This window comes from Undibacterium sp. GW821-FHT07F11, assembly GCF_059418665.1.
In genome coordinates, this window is sequence record NZ_JBWKQH010000013.1 from 142,618 (window position 1) to 159,530 (window position 16,913).

19 protein-coding genes are annotated in these 16,913 nt (G+C 52.2%); 1 reads left to right on the top strand and 18 read right to left on the bottom strand.

From position 1 onward, the window contains the following. Nucleotides 1-10: 10 nt before the first annotated feature. From AC07OI_RS27700 to AC07OI_RS27735, 8 genes are all read right to left on the bottom strand, one after another. Nucleotides 11-1,144: an acyl-CoA dehydrogenase family protein gene (locus AC07OI_RS27700; RefSeq protein WP_110257515.1), complete on the bottom strand. Its 1,134-nt coding sequence runs from the start codon at nucleotides 1,142-1,144 to the stop codon at nucleotides 11-13. Nucleotides 1,145-1,170: 26 nt separating this feature from the next. After that, a complete protein-coding gene (locus AC07OI_RS27705; RefSeq protein ID WP_495259396.1) occupies nucleotides 1,171-1,839 on the bottom strand; it encodes an SDR family oxidoreductase in 669 nt (222 codons plus the stop codon). A 162-nt stretch (nucleotides 1,840-2,001) separates the two neighbouring features. Beyond that, nucleotides 2,002-3,183, bottom strand: a complete 1,182-nt coding sequence (locus tag AC07OI_RS27710; RefSeq protein ID WP_495259397.1) for an acetyl-CoA C-acetyltransferase — start codon at nucleotides 3,181-3,183, stop codon at nucleotides 2,002-2,004. An 80-nt stretch (nucleotides 3,184-3,263) separates the two neighbouring features. Further along, complete coding sequence (gene aceK / locus AC07OI_RS27715) at nucleotides 3,264-5,045, bottom strand: bifunctional isocitrate dehydrogenase kinase/phosphatase (protein ID WP_492708463.1); 1,782 nt, start codon at nucleotides 5,043-5,045, stop codon at nucleotides 3,264-3,266. Nucleotides 5,046-5,054: 9 nt separating this feature from the next. Further along, nucleotides 5,055-5,996, bottom strand: a complete 942-nt coding sequence (locus AC07OI_RS27720) for a pyridoxal-phosphate dependent enzyme (RefSeq protein WP_495259398.1) — start codon at nucleotides 5,994-5,996, stop codon at nucleotides 5,055-5,057. 38 nt (nucleotides 5,997-6,034) lie between these two features. Further along, nucleotides 6,035-7,219 (bottom strand): isovaleryl-CoA dehydrogenase, encoded by a 1,185-nt coding sequence (locus AC07OI_RS27725; RefSeq protein ID WP_162043910.1) that lies wholly within the window; start codon nucleotides 7,217-7,219, stop codon nucleotides 6,035-6,037. Nucleotides 7,220-7,320: 101 nt separating this feature from the next. Then, nucleotides 7,321-7,791 carry a PaaI family thioesterase gene (locus tag AC07OI_RS27730; RefSeq protein WP_495259399.1) on the bottom strand — a complete coding sequence of 157 codons (471 nt, stop codon included), beginning with the start codon at nucleotides 7,789-7,791 and terminating at the stop codon, nucleotides 7,321-7,323. Nucleotides 7,792-7,955: 164 nt separating this feature from the next. Continuing rightward, the gene (locus AC07OI_RS27735; protein WP_492708455.1) at nucleotides 7,956-8,351 is read right to left on the bottom strand and encodes a MerR family transcriptional regulator; all 396 of its coding nucleotides are present in this window, start codon (nucleotides 8,349-8,351) and stop codon (nucleotides 7,956-7,958) included. A gap of 445 nt (nucleotides 8,352-8,796) precedes the next feature. Between AC07OI_RS27735 and AC07OI_RS27740 the strand changes: the two genes are divergently transcribed. Beyond that, nucleotides 8,797-9,870: an MBL fold metallo-hydrolase gene (locus AC07OI_RS27740; RefSeq protein WP_492708453.1), complete on the top strand. Its 1,074-nt coding sequence runs from the start codon at nucleotides 8,797-8,799 to the stop codon at nucleotides 9,868-9,870. A 54-nt stretch (nucleotides 9,871-9,924) separates the two neighbouring features. On the opposite strand, the gene AC07OI_RS27745 is transcribed toward AC07OI_RS27740, so the two are convergent. The 10 genes from AC07OI_RS27745 to AC07OI_RS27790 form a co-directional block, all read right to left on the bottom strand. Further along, nucleotides 9,925-10,401, bottom strand: coding sequence for a nuclear transport factor 2 family protein (locus AC07OI_RS27745; RefSeq protein WP_492708451.1), 477 nt, complete (start codon nucleotides 10,399-10,401; stop codon nucleotides 9,925-9,927). A gap of 29 nt (nucleotides 10,402-10,430) precedes the next feature. After that, nucleotides 10,431-10,775: a GFA family protein gene (locus tag AC07OI_RS27750; protein ID WP_495259400.1), complete on the bottom strand. Its 345-nt coding sequence runs from the start codon at nucleotides 10,773-10,775 to the stop codon at nucleotides 10,431-10,433. A 73-nt stretch (nucleotides 10,776-10,848) separates the two neighbouring features. Continuing rightward, nucleotides 10,849-11,271 (bottom strand): VOC family protein, encoded by a 423-nt coding sequence (locus AC07OI_RS27755; RefSeq protein ID WP_492708447.1) that lies wholly within the window; start codon nucleotides 11,269-11,271, stop codon nucleotides 10,849-10,851. Nucleotides 11,272-11,370: 99 nt separating this feature from the next. Continuing rightward, entirely contained in the window at nucleotides 11,371-11,892 is a 522-nt protein-coding gene (locus AC07OI_RS27760) for a hypothetical protein (RefSeq protein WP_492708445.1), read from the bottom strand. 5 nt (nucleotides 11,893-11,897) lie between these two features. Beyond that, nucleotides 11,898-12,704: a glutaminyl-peptide cyclotransferase gene (locus AC07OI_RS27765; RefSeq protein ID WP_495259401.1), complete on the bottom strand. Its 807-nt coding sequence runs from the start codon at nucleotides 12,702-12,704 to the stop codon at nucleotides 11,898-11,900. A 56-nt stretch (nucleotides 12,705-12,760) separates the two neighbouring features. Further along, nucleotides 12,761-13,639, bottom strand: a complete 879-nt coding sequence (locus tag AC07OI_RS27770; protein WP_495259402.1) for a hypothetical protein — start codon at nucleotides 13,637-13,639, stop codon at nucleotides 12,761-12,763. Between the two features lie 136 nt (nucleotides 13,640-13,775). Further along, a complete protein-coding gene (locus AC07OI_RS27775) occupies nucleotides 13,776-14,582 on the bottom strand; it encodes an anti-sigma factor family protein (RefSeq protein WP_495259403.1) in 807 nt (268 codons plus the stop codon). A 13-nt stretch (nucleotides 14,583-14,595) separates the two neighbouring features. Further along, nucleotides 14,596-15,111, bottom strand: coding sequence for a sigma-70 family RNA polymerase sigma factor (locus AC07OI_RS27780; RefSeq protein ID WP_495259404.1), 516 nt, complete (start codon nucleotides 15,109-15,111; stop codon nucleotides 14,596-14,598). 45 nt (nucleotides 15,112-15,156) lie between these two features. Continuing rightward, on the bottom strand, nucleotides 15,157-15,531 hold the full coding sequence (locus AC07OI_RS27785; protein WP_495259405.1) for a COG4315 family predicted lipoprotein: 375 nt from the start codon (nucleotides 15,529-15,531) through the stop codon (nucleotides 15,157-15,159). A 129-nt stretch (nucleotides 15,532-15,660) separates the two neighbouring features. Next, nucleotides 15,661-16,899, bottom strand: a complete 1,239-nt coding sequence (locus tag AC07OI_RS27790; protein WP_495259406.1) for a diguanylate cyclase domain-containing protein — start codon at nucleotides 16,897-16,899, stop codon at nucleotides 15,661-15,663. Nucleotides 16,900-16,913 lie beyond the last annotated feature (14 nt).

Genomic DNA, 16,913 nt, shown 5'->3' on the forward strand with positions numbered 1-16,913 from the left:
TTGAAATCACTCAACCAGCCAGTGCGCGCCCGATCAAAATCTTTTGTATATCGGAAGTACCTTCATAAATCTGGCAAACCCGCACATCACGATAGATACGCTCAACCGGGAAGTCGCTGACGTAGCCGTAGCCACCATGTATCTGTATAGCATCCGAGCAGACTTTTTCTGCCATCTCTGAAGCAAACAGTTTTGCCATCGCCGCTTCTTTCAAACAGGGCTTGCCTGCGTCTTTCATGCTGGCTGCATGCCAGATCAGTTGTCGGGCGGCCTCTATCTGGGTCGCCATGTCGGCCAGTTTGAATTGGACTGACTGGTGTTCAAAAATAGGTTTGCCAAAACTGGTCCTGTCTTTGGCATAGGCCAGTGCTGCTTCAAATGCGGCGCGCGCCATGCCTACTGATTGTGAGGCTATGCCTATGCGGCCACCTTCAAGGCCAGACAGGGCAATCTTGTAGCCCATGCCTTCTTCACCTATCAGGTTCTCTGCCGGGATGCGGCAATTCTCGAACAGGATTTGTGCAGTGTCTGATGAATGCTGGCCCATCTTTTGTTCCAGGCTGGCGACGATATAGCCTGGCGTGCTGGTGGGCACCCAGAAGGCGCTGATGCCTTTTTTGCCTGCTTCTTTATCGGTGACAGCCATGACGATGGCCACATCAGCATATTTGCCGCTGGTGATGAATTGCTTGACGCCGTTGATGACGTAATGATCGCCATCGCGTTTTGCGGTCGTGCGCAGTTCAGACGCATCGCTGCCTGCATGCGGCTCAGTCAGGCAAAAGGCACCGAGCATTTCACCTTGTGCCAATGGTGTCAGCCATTGTTTTTTTTGCGCGTCATTGGCATACATCATGGCAATGCTGCAGACCGGGCAGTTATTGACAGATACCACGGTGGAAGTTCCACCATCACCGGCAGCGATTTCTTCCAGCACCAGGGCCAGCGACAAATAATCCATACCAGCGCCACCAAACTCTTCGGGTACGGCCACGCCGTACGCCCCCATTTGCGCCAGTTCCTTTAATTCTTCTGCGGGGAAATGATGTTCCTTGTCCCAGCGTGCAGCATTGGGCACCAGACGGTCCTGGGCAAAGGCGCGCACGGCGTCGCGTATCATTTCGTGTTCTGGTGTCAGTAACATGCTAAGTCTCTGTTTGCTTTGAACGATTACCAGCTCAGGCTGGTACCATCGTAATTAAAAAATTGGCCATTATCTTTGGCACTTAAATCTGCCAGTGTCTGGCGCATGCCGCTGGCGCTTTCAGTCACAGTCAGAGGTGCTTCACTACCACCCATTTCAGTCTGTACCCAGCCTGGGTGAAAGGCGATGCAGATACTGTCGGATGCCTGCAAGGAAATATCCTTGAGGACAGAATTCAAGGCAGCTTTACTGGCGCGATACAACCATCCATGTGTGCTGTTGCGCAAACTCATCGAACCCAGCAGTGAAGAGATCACTGCCAGCCTGCCGTTTGCTGCATCCACCAGCGGCAAGACCAGGGGCAAAATGCGCATGGCAGCCAGCACATTGGTATGCATGACAGCATCAAACTCGGACTCCTGCGGCGCTGTCAGTTGCTCTACACGTGGGCCATATACACCTGCGTTCAGGATGGCCACATCGATCTTCTCATCGTCGAGACGCCAGCCCAGACCGGCACAGTCATTCAGATTGGTGACGTCCAGCGGCAACGCTTCACAACCTGCTGCCTGCAATGCGGCCAGGTCTTCTTCCTTGCGTGCAGTGGCGATAACACGCCAGCCTGCAGCCTTGTATTGCATGGCCAGTTCATGACCTATACCGCGTGATGCACCGATGATTAAAGCGACTGGCATTGTGTTCCTTCGATTTACAAAATTGTGACCACTGGTATTCTATAAGGTCGAGTAAGCATAGCGAGCAGCGCAATATTGAGTTAAGAAGCGCTTCGTACTTTAGTACCCAGGCACAACTGGCATCGCAGGCTCAAGAGTGCGCTGCGCTTAGCTTAATCGGCCTTATACCATCTCAATTGCCAAAGCCGTGCCTTCACCACCACCAATACAAAGCGAAGCCACACCACGTTTCTTACCCTGCTTCTTCAAAGCCCCCATCAGCGTGATGATGATACGCGCACCAGATGCGCCGATAGGATGACCCAGCGCACAGGCACCGCCATGTACATTGACCTTGTCATGCGGGATGCCCAGTTCTTTCATGGCGGCCATAGGCACGGTAGCGAAAGCTTCGTTGATTTCAAACAGATCAACATCATCCGTAGTCCAGCCCAATTTTTTATACAGCTTCTGGATGGCGCCCACTGGTGCTGTGGTGAACCAACCTGGTTCTTGTGCATTGCTGGCGTGGCCAAGGATTTTTGCTATCGGTGTCAGACCCAATTCCTTGGCTTTGGATTCACGCATCAAGACCAGTGCAGCAGCACCGTCATTGATGGAAGAGGATGAGGCGGCGGTAATCGTGCCGTCTTTTTTGAAGGCTGGTTTCAGCGCAGGGATTTTGTCGAGCTTGGCTTTCAACGGACCCTCATCCTTGTCGATGACAACATCGCCACCACGGCCTGATACGGTCACTGGGGCGATTTCCCATGCGAAAGAACCATCGGCAGTTGCGGCCTGAGCGCGCTTGACGGAGGCAATCGCAAATGCATCCTGCTCTTCGCGGCTGAAGTTGTATTTGGCAGAACAGTCTTCAGCAAAAGTGCCCATGGAGCGGCCTTTGTCATAAGCATCTTCGAGACCATCAAGCATCATGTGGTCATACATCATGCCGTGACCGATGCGGTAGCCGCCACGTGCTTTGGGGATCAGGTAAGGGGCATTGGTCATGGATTCCATGCCGCCTGATACGATGACTTCATTGCTGCCTGCATTGATGGAATCAAAGGCCATCATGGTGGCTTTCATGGCTGAGCCGCACATCTTGGACAAGGTCACAGCACCTGTAGACACTGGCAAACCTGCAGCCAGCAAAGCTTGACGTGCTGGCGCTTGCCCCTGGCCTGCCATCAGGCAGTTACCGAACAAGACTTCTTCTACCATCTCTGGCTTGACACCGGCGCGTTCAACCGCGGCCTTGATGGCAACTGCACCGAGCTGACTGGCTGTCAGGGAAGAAAAATCGCCCTGAAAAGCACCCATGGGAGTACGGGCTGCACCAACGATTACGATAGGATCATTCATCTTGTTCTCCAAAAATAAAAGCAGATTGACTGCCTGAAAATGAGGGCTTGTCCGTCATGAAACGGGCAAGCACAAAGCTTCTAAGTTGTACTGCTGGTCTGATTGCAAAAGCGGATTTCCTGCGGATACGGAAACACATCATCCACCTTGCCATCGACTATGCGCTTCTTGCGGGCCTGCCAGTATTCGGCGGTCAGCAAGTCAGCGTGGTGCTTCATAAAATATTCTTTGACGTTTTTGTTCCCCAGCAGGAAAGTGCCAAACTGTTCGGGGAAAACATCATTTTTGGCAATCGGATACCAGGGTTCGGCAGACATTTCGTCTTCTTCATTGCGCGGCAAAGGTATCTTGCGGAAATTGCAGTCGGTGATGTACTCGATTTCATCATAGTCATAAAAGACGACACGGCCATGACGTGTGACACCGAAGTTTTTGTACAGCATGTCACCAGGGAAAATATTTGCCGCCACCAGATCCTTGATGGCGCTGCCGTATTCTTTCAGGCCATGTTCCATTGCAGCCATATCACCACCGCGCTCGGCTTCGGTCAGCCAGATATTCAGCGGCGTCATACGGCGTTCTATGTACAGATGTTTGATGACGACTTCATCATCATTCACTTCCAATAGAGATGGTGCATATTGCCTGATCTCGGCCAGCAGCTCTTCAGAAAAACGGGCGCGTGGAAATGCCACATCCGAGTATTCCAGCGTATCGGCCATGCGGCCCACACGATCGTGGTTTTTCACCAGCAGGTATTTTTCCTTGATCAAGGCCTTGGTGGTTTCCTTGGGTGGCGGAAAACTGTCCTTGATCAGTTTGAATACATACGGGAAAGACGGCAACGCAAACACCAGCATCACCAGGCCGCGTATGCCGGGTGCGGCTTCTATGCGGTCAGATGAATATTTGAGGTGATGTAAAAAGTCGCGGTAGAACAGATTCTTGCCATGTTTTTGCAGACCTATCATGGTGTAGATTTCACTGCGCGGTTTCTTGGGCAAGATGCTGCGTATGAATTGTACATAGGCAGACGGCACTTCCATGTCCACCATGAAATAGGCGCGAGTGAACGAGAACAGCACCGTGATCAGCATGGTGTCGAAGATCACCGTGTCCAGCACCAGTTCAGCCTTGCGCTTGTGCATGACGGGAATGACAAAGGGATATTCCTTATTGCCATTGATGCCCTTGCCTATGATGTAGGCTGATTTGTTGCGATAGAACAGACTGGCCAATACCTGTATCTGGTGATTTGGCTCCAGCTTGGCGGGGCCAAAATTTTCGCGCAGGCGTGCTTCCACCAGAGCCACATCACGGTCCAGGTCTTCGAATTTTGCATTCAGTTGAAAATTCGTGACGATGCGCTTGATGGTGAAATTCAGGCCATCTGTCGCCGGGTAATACACACGGTAACTCGGTGGCGTATCTTCGCTTTCCAGATACTCAGTCGAGGTTGCCGGGCGCACGAAGATAAAATCATTGTGATAATAATTCCTGTGCAAGAGCTTGGTGCAGACGGTGTTGAAAAAAGTCTCGGCCAGCTCTGGGCGCAGATGATCTATGAGCATGCCCATGTAATGCAGTTTGACTTCGCGCCAGACTTCGTCACTAAGGTCTTCTTCTGCGTATTCATCTTCCAGTGCCTGTACGCATTCGCGCACGCGGGTGTCGTAATAACCTATGCGTTCGCGTGCGGCGATTTGTGCGGCGCGCCAGTCACCCGTTTCAAATTGTTGCTTTGCTCTTTGGCTGCTGGCCCGGAACAAATGATAATGCCTGTCAAAACCATCGAGTATGGTCCTGGCGATATCGAAGGCAATTTGCGAAGACAGCAATTTTGGGAAATGGGTGTGGGGCATGGTCGGTGCTCACTCAGTTTCAACTGCGGGCAGGAACTGTTTTTCCCAAGCCTGTAGTTTAGCCAGATCCACGGCTATACCGCCACAAACCACAATCAGCGGCTTCTTGTATTGCGCCAGTACGGGCAGATTCTGGTAAGCCACTGCCAGGGCTGCGCCACAGGCCGGTTCCACCAGGGTACGCATATCGTCGGCAAAAGCCAGACAAGCCTGCACAGCCTGGGCGTCGCTGACGGTCACAGTGTGCACGGTGCGTTTGCGCGTCCAGTCAAATGCCTGTTGTGCAACACGTCTCGCACCGAGGGTGCTGGCAATCGAGGTAATCGCTGGTAAAGTCACCAGTTCACCAGCCTGCACGGCTGCATGCAGGGAAGCTGCACCTTCGGTCTCTGAAGCGATGATGGGTATATGGCCAAGGCCATTGCGCTCCAGGCCTAGGGCGATGCCACTGAGCAAACCACCGCCGCCGACTGAGCAGATGACGACATCAAAGTCGAGCTTGCCCGCCACCTCATCTATCATTGTGGCATTGCCATCCCAGATATCAGCATGGTCAAACGGCGGGATATACACCGCACCCGGCTGCTCGCACAGGCGCATAGCTTCCTGATTGGCTTCATCCCAGACGCTACCCTCGACAATAACTGTCGCGCCAATTGCCCGTATTGCCGCACGCACACTTTCATGCGTGGTTTGCGGCACGACGATCGTGGTTTGCAAACCCAGGGCCACACCAGCAACGGCGGCAGCAAAACCAGCATTGCCGCCAGAAGGGCAGACAAAGTGTTTTGCCCCCTGCTCAGCCGCACGCTGGCACATCAGGCCTATGCCACGCAACTTGAAAGAACCGGAGGGCTGGTTGTTTTCCATCTTCAGCCAGACCTGTTTGTCCAGGCTGGCTGAAAGAGCACGGTGTTCCAGCAACGGTGTAATGATATGCAAATGTGTCATATAAATTGACTTAGTTTACAACAATCTGCTTATTTGGCTTATTTTGTTTCGGCAAACAATTCACGGCCTATCAACATGCGGCGTATCTCGCTGGTGCCAGCGCCTATCTCATACAGCTTGGCATCGCGCCACAGGCGGCCTACCGGATATTCATTGATATAGCCATTGCCACCCAGGGTCTGTATGGCTTCGCCCGCCATCCATGTAGCTTTTTCTGCAGAATACAAAATCGCACCGGCAGCATCCTTGCGCAGGGCGCGCACTGCTTCTGGCGTAGTGGCGCGGTCGCAGGCCTGGCCAACAGCATAGACATAAGCCTTGCATGCCATCATGGTGGAATACATATCCGCCAGTTTGCCTTGCATGAGCTGGAATTCACCGATAGGCTGGCCAAATTGCTTGCGGTCATGCACATAAGGAACTACCGCATCCATACAGGCCTGCATGATGCCCAGAGGGCCGCCTGACAAGACGGTACGCTCAAAATCCAGGCCTGACATGAGGACATTAACGCCCTTGCCCAGGCCACCGAGTACGTTTTCTGCCGGGACCTCGCAATCCTCGAATACCAGCTCACCTGTATGGGAGCCGCGCATGCCGAGTTTGTCTAGCTTTTGCGCAATGCTGAAGCCTTTAAAGCCTTTTTCTATGAGAAAGGCAGTCATGCCGCGTGGGCCGGCTTCCAGATCATTCTTGGCGTACACGACCAGCGTGTCGGCATCAGGACCATTGGTGATCCACATCTTGGTGCCGTTCAAGACCCAGCGGTCACCCTTCCAGTCGGCGCGCAGCTTCATGCTGACGACGTCGGAACCGGCGTTTGGCTCAGACATGGCGAGTGCGCCTATGTGTTCGCCGCTGATCAGCTTAGGCAGGTATTTGGCTTTTTGTTCTTCGGTACCATTGCGCTTGATCTGGTTCACGCACAGGTTGGAGTGCGCACCATACGACAGACCGACAGAGGCAGACGCACGGGAAATTTCTTCCATGGCAATGATATGCGCAAGGTAACCCATGTTTGCGCCGCCGTATTCTTCGCTGACAGTCACACCCAGGATGCCGAGCTCACCCATCTTGCGCCACAAATCCATGGGGAACTGGTCGCTACGGTCTATCTCGGCAGCGCGCGGGGCGATTTCTGCCTGGGCAAATTGCTGCACGGCTTCGCGCAAAGCGGCGATGTCTTCGCCGTGATCAAAAGTCAAACCTGGTAAATGGAGCATGTCGTCCTCACACTTTTATAAAATTAAAATTCGCTGGCTTATGATTAACCATACCAGCCATATTACTGCTTACAGTCGCCATAGAACTAGCGGCGACTGGCTTACGCTTTAGATTCTGCCTTCGGTATCACAAACAAAGTCTGTTGCATGATGGCGCAAAGTTTTTCCTTGCCTTCGTGCACTACAAACACTTCGGCACTGGATACCACCAGGGTTTTACCTGCCTTGAGCACTTTGCCACGGGCAATCAGGGTATCGCCCTTGCCGGGTGCGACGATATTGATCTTGTATTCTGCAGTTAAGCACTCACTCACCGGCATCAATTGGGTATTCGCAGCATAGCCGCCCGCCGCATCAGCTACCGTACCAATCACACCGCCATGAAAATAGCCATGCTGCTGACTGACTGCCTCGCTAAACGGCAGGCTGATTTCACAGGCTCCGGGCGTGATGCTGGTCAGGCGGGCATTCCAGGCCATCAATGCCCCCTGTGCATTGAAGCTTTCCAGCATGCTCAGGGCCAGTTTGTGATCCAGCGTAGCTGTGGTTTGCTGCGTTGCCTGATTGCTCATAAAACCCCCAATAGCCAAGGAAAAACCATCTCAGGCAAAAATAATACGTCTAATTGACGTTTACGTAAACGTCAATTCGCTTGTTTGATGTTTTTCAGCTGTTGCCTCAACACGAGCCTTATCAAATTGCCTACACAACTCATGGCATTCTTATTAAGCAGAATTTATTTTTCTGCATGATCAAGCTGCTCCAGCAAACTACGGCTTTTTTCTTCATGCGCGCTGATTTCTGCCAGCATGATTTCTATATCTTCGCGCTGTTGCTCCAGCGCCGCCCTGTGCCTGGCCAGTACCACCAGAAAGCTCTGTAGCTGTACTTCGGTATCCTTGGGGGAACGGTACATATCGACCAGGCTTTTGATATCCGACAAGCTCAGGCCCAGGCGTTTGCCGCGCAGGGTCAGCTTCAGATGGGTACGTTCCCGCGTTGTGTAGACACGGTTGCGGCCGCCTGGCCCTTCACGGCTGGGGCTTAGCAACCCCTGGTCTTCATAGAATCGTATCGCCCTCGGGGTAATATCAAATTCGCGGGCAAGTTCGGTAATGGTATAGGTGGCCATGGTCAATCTGGTGAAAAAACACAGAAACAGTTTTCTGATTACAATCTGCACTTGATGCAGTTGACGTTAACGTCAAATAGTTTTAAATCGCATTGTAGGCTATTCCAGTGCTTCTGGAGTCATCCATAATGAGAAAACAGGCAGCAGATAGGGGGGGTTGACATATCTTTTAGACAAAGCGTTCACCCCATATCGAGGGCTGGCAAGGCGTGTGGTGCAGTCAGGGCTGGCGCCCCTGACAAGACGCGCAACGCAGTCCAGCACTCGATATGGGGTGAACCCAGAGGGAATGGGTCAGAAACCTCGCCTGGCGTTGTTGTGCGTCGCTCACTTGGCTCGCCAAGCAGCGCTCCGCACGCCTAGCCAGACAAGGTTTCTCACCCATTCGCTTGACTAAAAGATATGTCAACACCCCCTAACCACCACAATAACAACAGAGACGAGCATGAACTTACTGGAACAACAACTCCACTACCCTTTCGGCGAGACCTTGCCTGAAACAGGCAAGACCATGGAAATCACGCCGGGTGTGCTGTGGATACGCATGGGACTGCCCTTTGCGCTGAACCATATCAATCTGTGGCTGCTCGAAGATGAGTTCGAAACCAGTCAGGGCAAAGTCCGTGGCTGGACGGTAGTCGATTGCGGCATTGCCAGCGACGCTACCCGTGACGCCTGGGAGATACTGTTCGGTGACCTGAACAACCACTTGCGCGGCATGCCCATCATCCGCGTCATCGCTACCCACTGTCACCCCGATCACATAGGTCTGGCTGACTGGCTGTGCAGCCGCTGGAATGTGCAACTATGGATGACGGCAGGTGAATATGCCTTTGCCCGCATGATGTCGGCCAGCTTGCCGGGTGCGGATGGCACAGCCATGTTCCCGCACTTCCGCAAGCATGGCCTGGTCGATGGCGGCATGCAGGAACAGATACAGGAAAGAAAGACGCACTACACCCGGCTGGTGCCTACCGTGCCGACCGCCTACCACCGGATGCAAGAGGGTCAGGATGTAGTCATTAATCAGCGCAACTGGCAAGTCATCGCCGGATTTGGTCATTCGCCTGAGCATGCATCCTTGTATTGCGCCGAGCTTAATATCCTGATCTCTGGCGATATGCTGTTGCCGCGTATCTCTACCAATGTCTCGGTGTTTGCCATAGAGCCGGAAGCCAATCCTGTGCAGCAGTATATGGATTCACTGCAAAAATACCTGCCACTGCCGGAAGATGTGCTGATCCTGCCTTCGCATGGCAAACCCTTCAAGGGCTTGCATACCCGCGTACAGCAATTGCAAGACCATCACGCCGAGCGGCTGGAAGAGGTGAAGACGGCATGTGCCACAGCACAGTCAGCCATGGACATCGTCCCCATCATGTTCCGCCGCCCGCTCGATTCGCACCAATTGACTTTCGCGATAGGCGAGGCGCTGGCTCATCTGCACAAGCTCTGGTATGACGGTATCTTGCGCCGGGAAACGGGTGAGGACGGGGTGCTGCGTTTTGTCATGAAATAGCCTATCCCAAAAAATAACCCCGTATCGACGGGGTTATTTTTTTAACGCTAACTATTACTGAGGTATTTTGCTGATCTGCACACTGACTATCTTCCATTTTCCATTGCGCTTGATATAAATGTCGGTGTAGCGATAGTGTGATTTGAACGGTTTGCTCTCATACCGCCCCGTCATCCTGGTGCGGCCTGTCAACAGGGCAACATCACCGTACAACCTTACTTCAAAATCTTCTACGGTATAAGGATCAATTTCCAGTTTGGGTGACACCAGTCCGTCAACAAAACTGGGCTTGGTTTCTACATTACCCTCACCATCAATCTGGCGAAAATCTTCTGCCATATTGGCTTCGATTGCAGCCCTGTCCCTGCGCACGATGGCCTTGTCCCAGGCATCTGCCTGACGTGTCAATTCAGCGATCACTGCAGCCTGTTTTTTGTCAGCAGCACCAGCAACATTAGCAGAATAAGCTGGCAAGGCATGCAGGCCAAGGACAGCGCATAACAGGCAAATCTGGCTCAGGTATTTTTTCATCTTTAATTTCATCTCTCTTATTATTTCTCTTATAAAGCCCGGCCATCATAGTGATGCACAGGTATGGCCGCCAGGTCTATATCTTCCAGACAGCGAATATTGATAGCTGCCACACGATTGCCTTTTGGATCCACGCCTTCAGCGTAGGGATGCATGCCACAAGTCGGGCAAAACTTATGCTGTATCACATGCTTGTTGAAGACGTAGGTGCTGACGGCATCTTCAGGTGTCTTCAAGTGAAAATGATCGCGAGGCACAAACCACAGCAAAGAACCCTTGCGCTGGCAAATGGAACAATTACAGGCGAGTGCGCTTCCTATCTCACCCTCTACTTCAAATGCGATTTTGCCGCAATGGCAGCTACCTTTATGCATGAATATTTACTCCTGGAATGTATAAAAAGAGTGCTGCTGTCTGACTCAATTTTAGCGAACGAGTTCAGTCTGCTCAGCTTTGCCAGTATTCACCTGGACGATAATTACCGAAATACCAGAGATGGCCTTCAGGGTCGAGCACCATATAGCCTCTGGCACCATAATCTTCCGTCTGCAATGGTCGTACCAGCCTGGCACCGGCAGCGATAGCAATTTCATGATGAGCATCCGGGTCATCCACATAGACGCTGAGCGCCTGCGAAATACCGGTCAGGGATTTAGGGCTGACATGATGAGTCTCGGCTTTGGGCGAGGCGACCATGATGACGCCCGTGCCCAGGCTCAATTCTGAATGTTCTACACGGTTGCTTTCACCGGGCACCACAAAACGGCAAGTAAAACCAAAGGCGCGCACCAGCCAGTCTATGGCAGCAGGCGCATCATCATAAATCAGGCTGGGATAAATATCGGACGGGCTGCGGTAAGACTCAGACATGACGCTTTCCTTTCATGATGGAAACGACGGGGCCGACGAGACTTACTTTATATACAAAAAAGCAATCATATACAAGCACGCATCCTTACTTGAGGCTGCTTATTTCTGCGCATCCCTTTCGCGGCAACTGAGCGTAGCGTAATCGGCTTTGGTCAATTTATGATCAATGCCAAATATTCTGAGCCTGTCAAACACGTCCGCATGCGGGGTAAAAGTGCAGGCGTTCTTGTCAGCAAAATCTTGCACGGCCCGGGTATCAGCATTGGTCTTTAACATCAGGCTCATGCCAGGACTGACGCAACAGCCTACATACTCATCCATATACTCTTCTTCCAGCAAAATCAATGTATGCCCCATGAAGCTGGCTGGCTTTTGCAAGAGATAAAAATCGATGTAGTCGGCACGCTGCTGCGGCTTTTTACTGATGAAGGCTGCTTGCTGGTAAGCCCGTATCACAGGCCTGGATCTGGCCTGCCTGTCTTGCCCGTCCGGTTTGATTTTGAGGGCCAGGATGAGCTGGTTTTCCAGCCTGGCATCGGCCGCCAGACTATGTGGTGAGAGCGAGCTCAGCAACAAGCCCATCATAGAGCAAGCCAGGCAATGCAGTATTTTATTCGTCATGATGTCTAGCGCTTGATCAAACGGATTTCAAACAATTTGGGCCACAATTTGCCAGTGACAAACAGCCTGTCTTTCGCTGCATCGTAGGCAATGCCGTTCAGCACATCCGGGTTACCCATGATGCGGTCGCCCATGGGCAGCAAGCCATTCAAATTGATCCAGCCAACGACCTTGCCGGTCTTTGGATCGATACGGGCGATGTTATCGGTTTGCCAGATGTTGGCAAAAATCTCGCCCTTTACCCATTCAAGTTCATTCAACTGATCTACGGCCTTGCCATCAGCAGTCACCTTGACGCGGTGGGTTTCGCGTAAAGTAAGTGGATCGAGGAAGCGTAATTCTGAGGTGCCATCGCTCATGATGATTTCTTTATCATTGCGTGCAAGACCCCAGCCTTCACCTTTGTAGGTGAATTCTTTTTGAAAAGCGAAAGTGTCCAGATCAAGCACATAGCCCGCCTGAGTAGTCCAGGTGATGCCTATAATGCGCTTGTCCCACCAGGTGATGCCCTCACCAAAAATTTGCCTGGGCAAATCCATTTTTTGCAACACTTCGCCAGTTTCCAGCCTGAGCTTGCGTACGGTAGAGCGGCCTTGCAAACCCGTACTCTCATACAAAAAACCATCTTTAAAAAACAGGCCCTGGGTAAAGGCATTCGGATCATGTGGATAAGTGTGTACCACTTCATAGCTGTAAGCAGGAATCGCTGCCGGTGCCGCCAGGGCATTACTGACAAGTGAAAATCCCGCAAATGCGGTCAACAATCCTGAAATCACGCCGATATAGCGCTGTAGCCGCCAAAAATTTTTCATGCAAATATCCTGTCCTTAGCAAACGGCATCATAGCACCGGCTGCAATCTTCCCGCTTCAGCGCCTGGTTCTGTACTGTTCGGCATCAAAGGGGAAAGAATAGATATTTTCGATGAACCTGTCACCTTGTTTAACTTGTCGTGACAAATAAATGCGTCCCTGATGCACCAGAGGGCAAAATTCGGCTGCCACTGAATTAATGGGTTGCCCCAGGTTGACAGCCTCAGTCCATTTTCCCTGCTCACGGAAGCTGATATATAAATCGACATCGCCATAACCACCCGGTTTGGTCGAAAAATAGATCAGATAGCTTTCGTCCGGTGCAATGTAAGGGTTCGATTCACGCTCAATGCTATTGATTGGCGCGCCCAGATTTTCGGGCACCTGGTAAGCACCATTGATGAAGCGGGATACATATAAATCGGATTGCTGGACTGCATCTTCATTATTCTTCATAAAATAGATATTGCCATTGGCAGCAATCGAAGCTGAAGATTCAGAAGCATCGGTATTGATAATATTCCCCAGGTGATAGGCCTCACCCCAACCCTCAGCGATCTTGCTGACCGCCCAGATATCAAAACCCTTGCGCTCAGGCTTGCCCGGTACAGGCCTGTTGGACTGGAAAATCAGGGTCTTGCCATCAGGGCTGATAGCCGGGTCAATGTCTTTCCATGCTGTGTTTTTTGAAAAACTCGCCACCTGCGGTGTCTGCCAAACTCCATTGACCCTGGATGAACTCATGATGCGCAAAGCTTCGCGCCGACCTTGCGATTGCACCCAAAATGCCTGATTCCCATCCGGGGATAAAGCCAAGCCAAAAACACCACCATCGGAAATGAGGCCGGGCTGAAACAAGGCTGGATCTTGTTGCGCCTGGGCTGTGCTGGCCAGCAGATAACAAGCAAACAGCAAGGCCTTAAGACTGAGCTTCATAGTGAATACTCCTGGGAAAAAGCTGAACCGGGTGGCAATCCATATATGGGTACGACAGAACAAAGACAGCTGTTAAGACTGTCAGCACGAAAATTAGTTCTGCCTGAATGAATGTGGACGATTGCCTGGGGCGTACTTACTGCACCGCCAGCTGTTCATAAACAGCATTGGAAATGCGCGCCAATTCAGTTTTGCTGACACTGCCCGACAAGGCATAGCCAAACTTGCCGTCTACCCAGTAAAACACATTGATCTTGCCATCTTGCAGGAATTTGAAACCGGTATCCTTGTTTTGTACCTGGTCATTGCTGACATACAGGGTCAGGCGCTGTCCGGTCGCGTCCTGATACATGAACTGGGCGACCGGACCAGTGCCGCCTGGCAAAAGGCGGCCACCGACCAGCTCATACGATAACTTACCCAGCTTGGGTGCACGCATGGGGCTGCCCATGCGCCTGGATAACCAGGCAACCAGTTGCTCTTCCTGCTCTGCCCCCACTTCTACCGGGCGGCGTACGTCGGGACTGTAAACCAGATGGGCAACGGCAGCCTGATGGGCAAAACCTGCTGCGCCATGGATACCGTTTTTTTGCACCTCAGCCAGGGCCAGCACTGTACTTGCATCACTGTGCGCATGCAACCACCAGCCACTACTGGCACTGACGAAAGCGATGGCGATACCGGCTACCAGATGACGCCAGCCCCATACAGGCTGATTGGCTGCAATAGCAGTTGGTTTGAGCAGTCGGGCAGGAACAGGTTCATCAACAACGGCATCAAACAAGGCATGCAGATCAGCATTCTGTTTGCGCCAGGCAGACACTTTTTCCTGCTCAGCCGGATTCGCCTGCAGATAGCTTTCTACCTCGGCCAGACGCGCAGCAGGCAATTGGCCGTCTACATAGGCATGCAGGTCCGCTTCGCAGATGGGCTCATGTTTCATGATCTGGCCTTGTTCACTTGACGACTTTCAAGACTGTACTGGTGGGGCGCATTTCCATGATGGCGCGCAGTTTTTCACGGCCACGCGACAAGCGTGACATCATGGTTCCGAGGGGAATATCCAGGGTCAGGGCAATTTCTTCGTAGCGCATTTCTTCCAGCACGACCAGCAATAATACTTCGCGCTGCTCCAGCGGCAATTGCATCAATGCCGCTTGCAGGTCGCGCAACTCCAATCCATGGCTCTGGCTGGCGGCTTGTGCAGGCAAGGACTTGTCTTCATCATCAAGCTCTACCGTAGTCAGCGATGGCTTGCGCAATTGATCCAGCCGCAGATTGTGCATGATGGAAAACAGCCAGGCCCGCATATCACCATCGGGCAAGAAAGACCCCAGTTTTAGCCAGCCGCGTTCCATGGTGTCTTGCACCAGATCATCCGCACCCGCCCTGTCACCCACCAGCGCACGGGCATAGCGACGCAGGCGGGGGATGCAGGCCAATAACTGGCTGCGGCTGTCCGTCTGACTCATTTGTCAGGCACCAAGAGACGTAACGCCGATAAGGCAGGGCATGCTTTATTCCTTGACCAGGTGCCAGACATTTTTAAAATTGTCACCAGTGCGCTCACCCGCTTTTTTATCAGCCGCATACAAGTACAAAGGCTTGCCGTCATAGGCCAGTTGTGTGCTGCCATCATCGCGGGTGACGACAGAATATTTACCGGACGGCAGTTTGGCTGGCACAGCTACCGGCGGCCAGTTAGCCGCGCAAGGTCCATTGCAAGTGCTTTTGCCACTACCGGCCACATCCTTGTCGAAGCTGTATAAAGTCATACCTGTATCACTGACAAGCACGCCATCCGCGACCTTGGGTGCAGACTGGGCTTGTGCAAACCCGCAAATGAAGGCGGCGCTGGTCAACAGGGCAAGGCAAATTTGTCTGGTTTTCATCAACATACTCCTGATAGTTTAAAGGGAATAATACTGGTTGCTCACTTGCAAGCAGCTTTTGTGCAGTGCTTACACAGGGATATACGTAAGCCGGCCAGACTTTATTCCAGCAAAATGAAAAATATTTTTTCAGGTAGTTTTCACGCGGCCTTCATCAGCGACGATGCAATTGCGGCCTGCGGCTTTGGCAGCGTACATGGCTTCATCGGCACGCTTCAATAAACGTTCACGGCTTTCCCGACCATCCCAGGTGGCGATGCCAAAACTGCCTGTCGTGGCCGGGGAGTCTTGCAGACTTTGATGCTCCATGAGCTTGCGAAGATTTTCTGCCAGCCCCTGGGCACCCGCAGTGCTGGTGTGTGGCAAGAGCAGGGCAAATTCTTCGCCACCTATGCGCGCCAGTTGATCATTCGAGCGCAACGCTCCCTTGACCAGATTTGCCGTAGCACGCAAGACCTGATCACCCTGGGCATGGCCATGGGTGTCATTGATGGCCTTGAAATGGTCAAGGTCAAATACCAGCACCGACAAGGGTTCAGACTTGTAGCGGGCGGCTTCCATTTCTAGCTGGAACTGATCCATGAAGGCGCGCCGGTTCAAGATGCCTGTCAGCGAGTCTGTTGTCGCCAGACGATTCAGGTTCAGGTTTTGCCTGCTCAGAGGGTTCAATACCCAGTATTGCAGCAAGATATTCAAGGTAGCAAACAACAGCGTAAACACTGCCACCAGTGGCCACAGGAAGCGTTGAAAAGCCGCTGCACTGCGCTCTCTTGATCTGTCCAGCGGCACAGTCACGGTTTGCACACCGACGATTTCATCCATCTTCCAGCCATAGCCATGGGTATTGCCATAAATCCTGACCATGCCAGCCGGTGCATCTGCGACTTTGCCGTGACAAGCCATGCAGGTGACATCGCGGATTTTGATGGGCCTGACCAGATGCAAGGTTTTATCCCGTACATAAGTCGTGATTTCTGCATCCGCATAGGGAGTGCGGCCAGACCGGTAATTATCTATGACTTCCCTGATCCAGGGTTCACGCGCCATGTTGGCAAGATTCAGGGGGTTTAATACTGTTTCGGAATATTGGTAGCCAGGGTATTTTTCAAACAGCAGACGCATGGTTTCCATGGTCACAAATGCCGGAATATCGTCAGGCTTGAATTGTCCCTGACTAAAATCGGCTTTGACATGCTGGGAAGAATAGGAGCGTATCGCCAGTGCGGCTTGCAAGCTGAGCCTGGCCTCGTGCTTGACTTCTTCCAGCGTGGCCTTCTGGACTTCGTTTTTATAATAGGCTGTCGCCAGTAGCAATGCCAGTGCAAAAGTCAGCAATAAGACCAGATTGAACTTCACCCGGAAACTCATGATTGCCCCTAAGC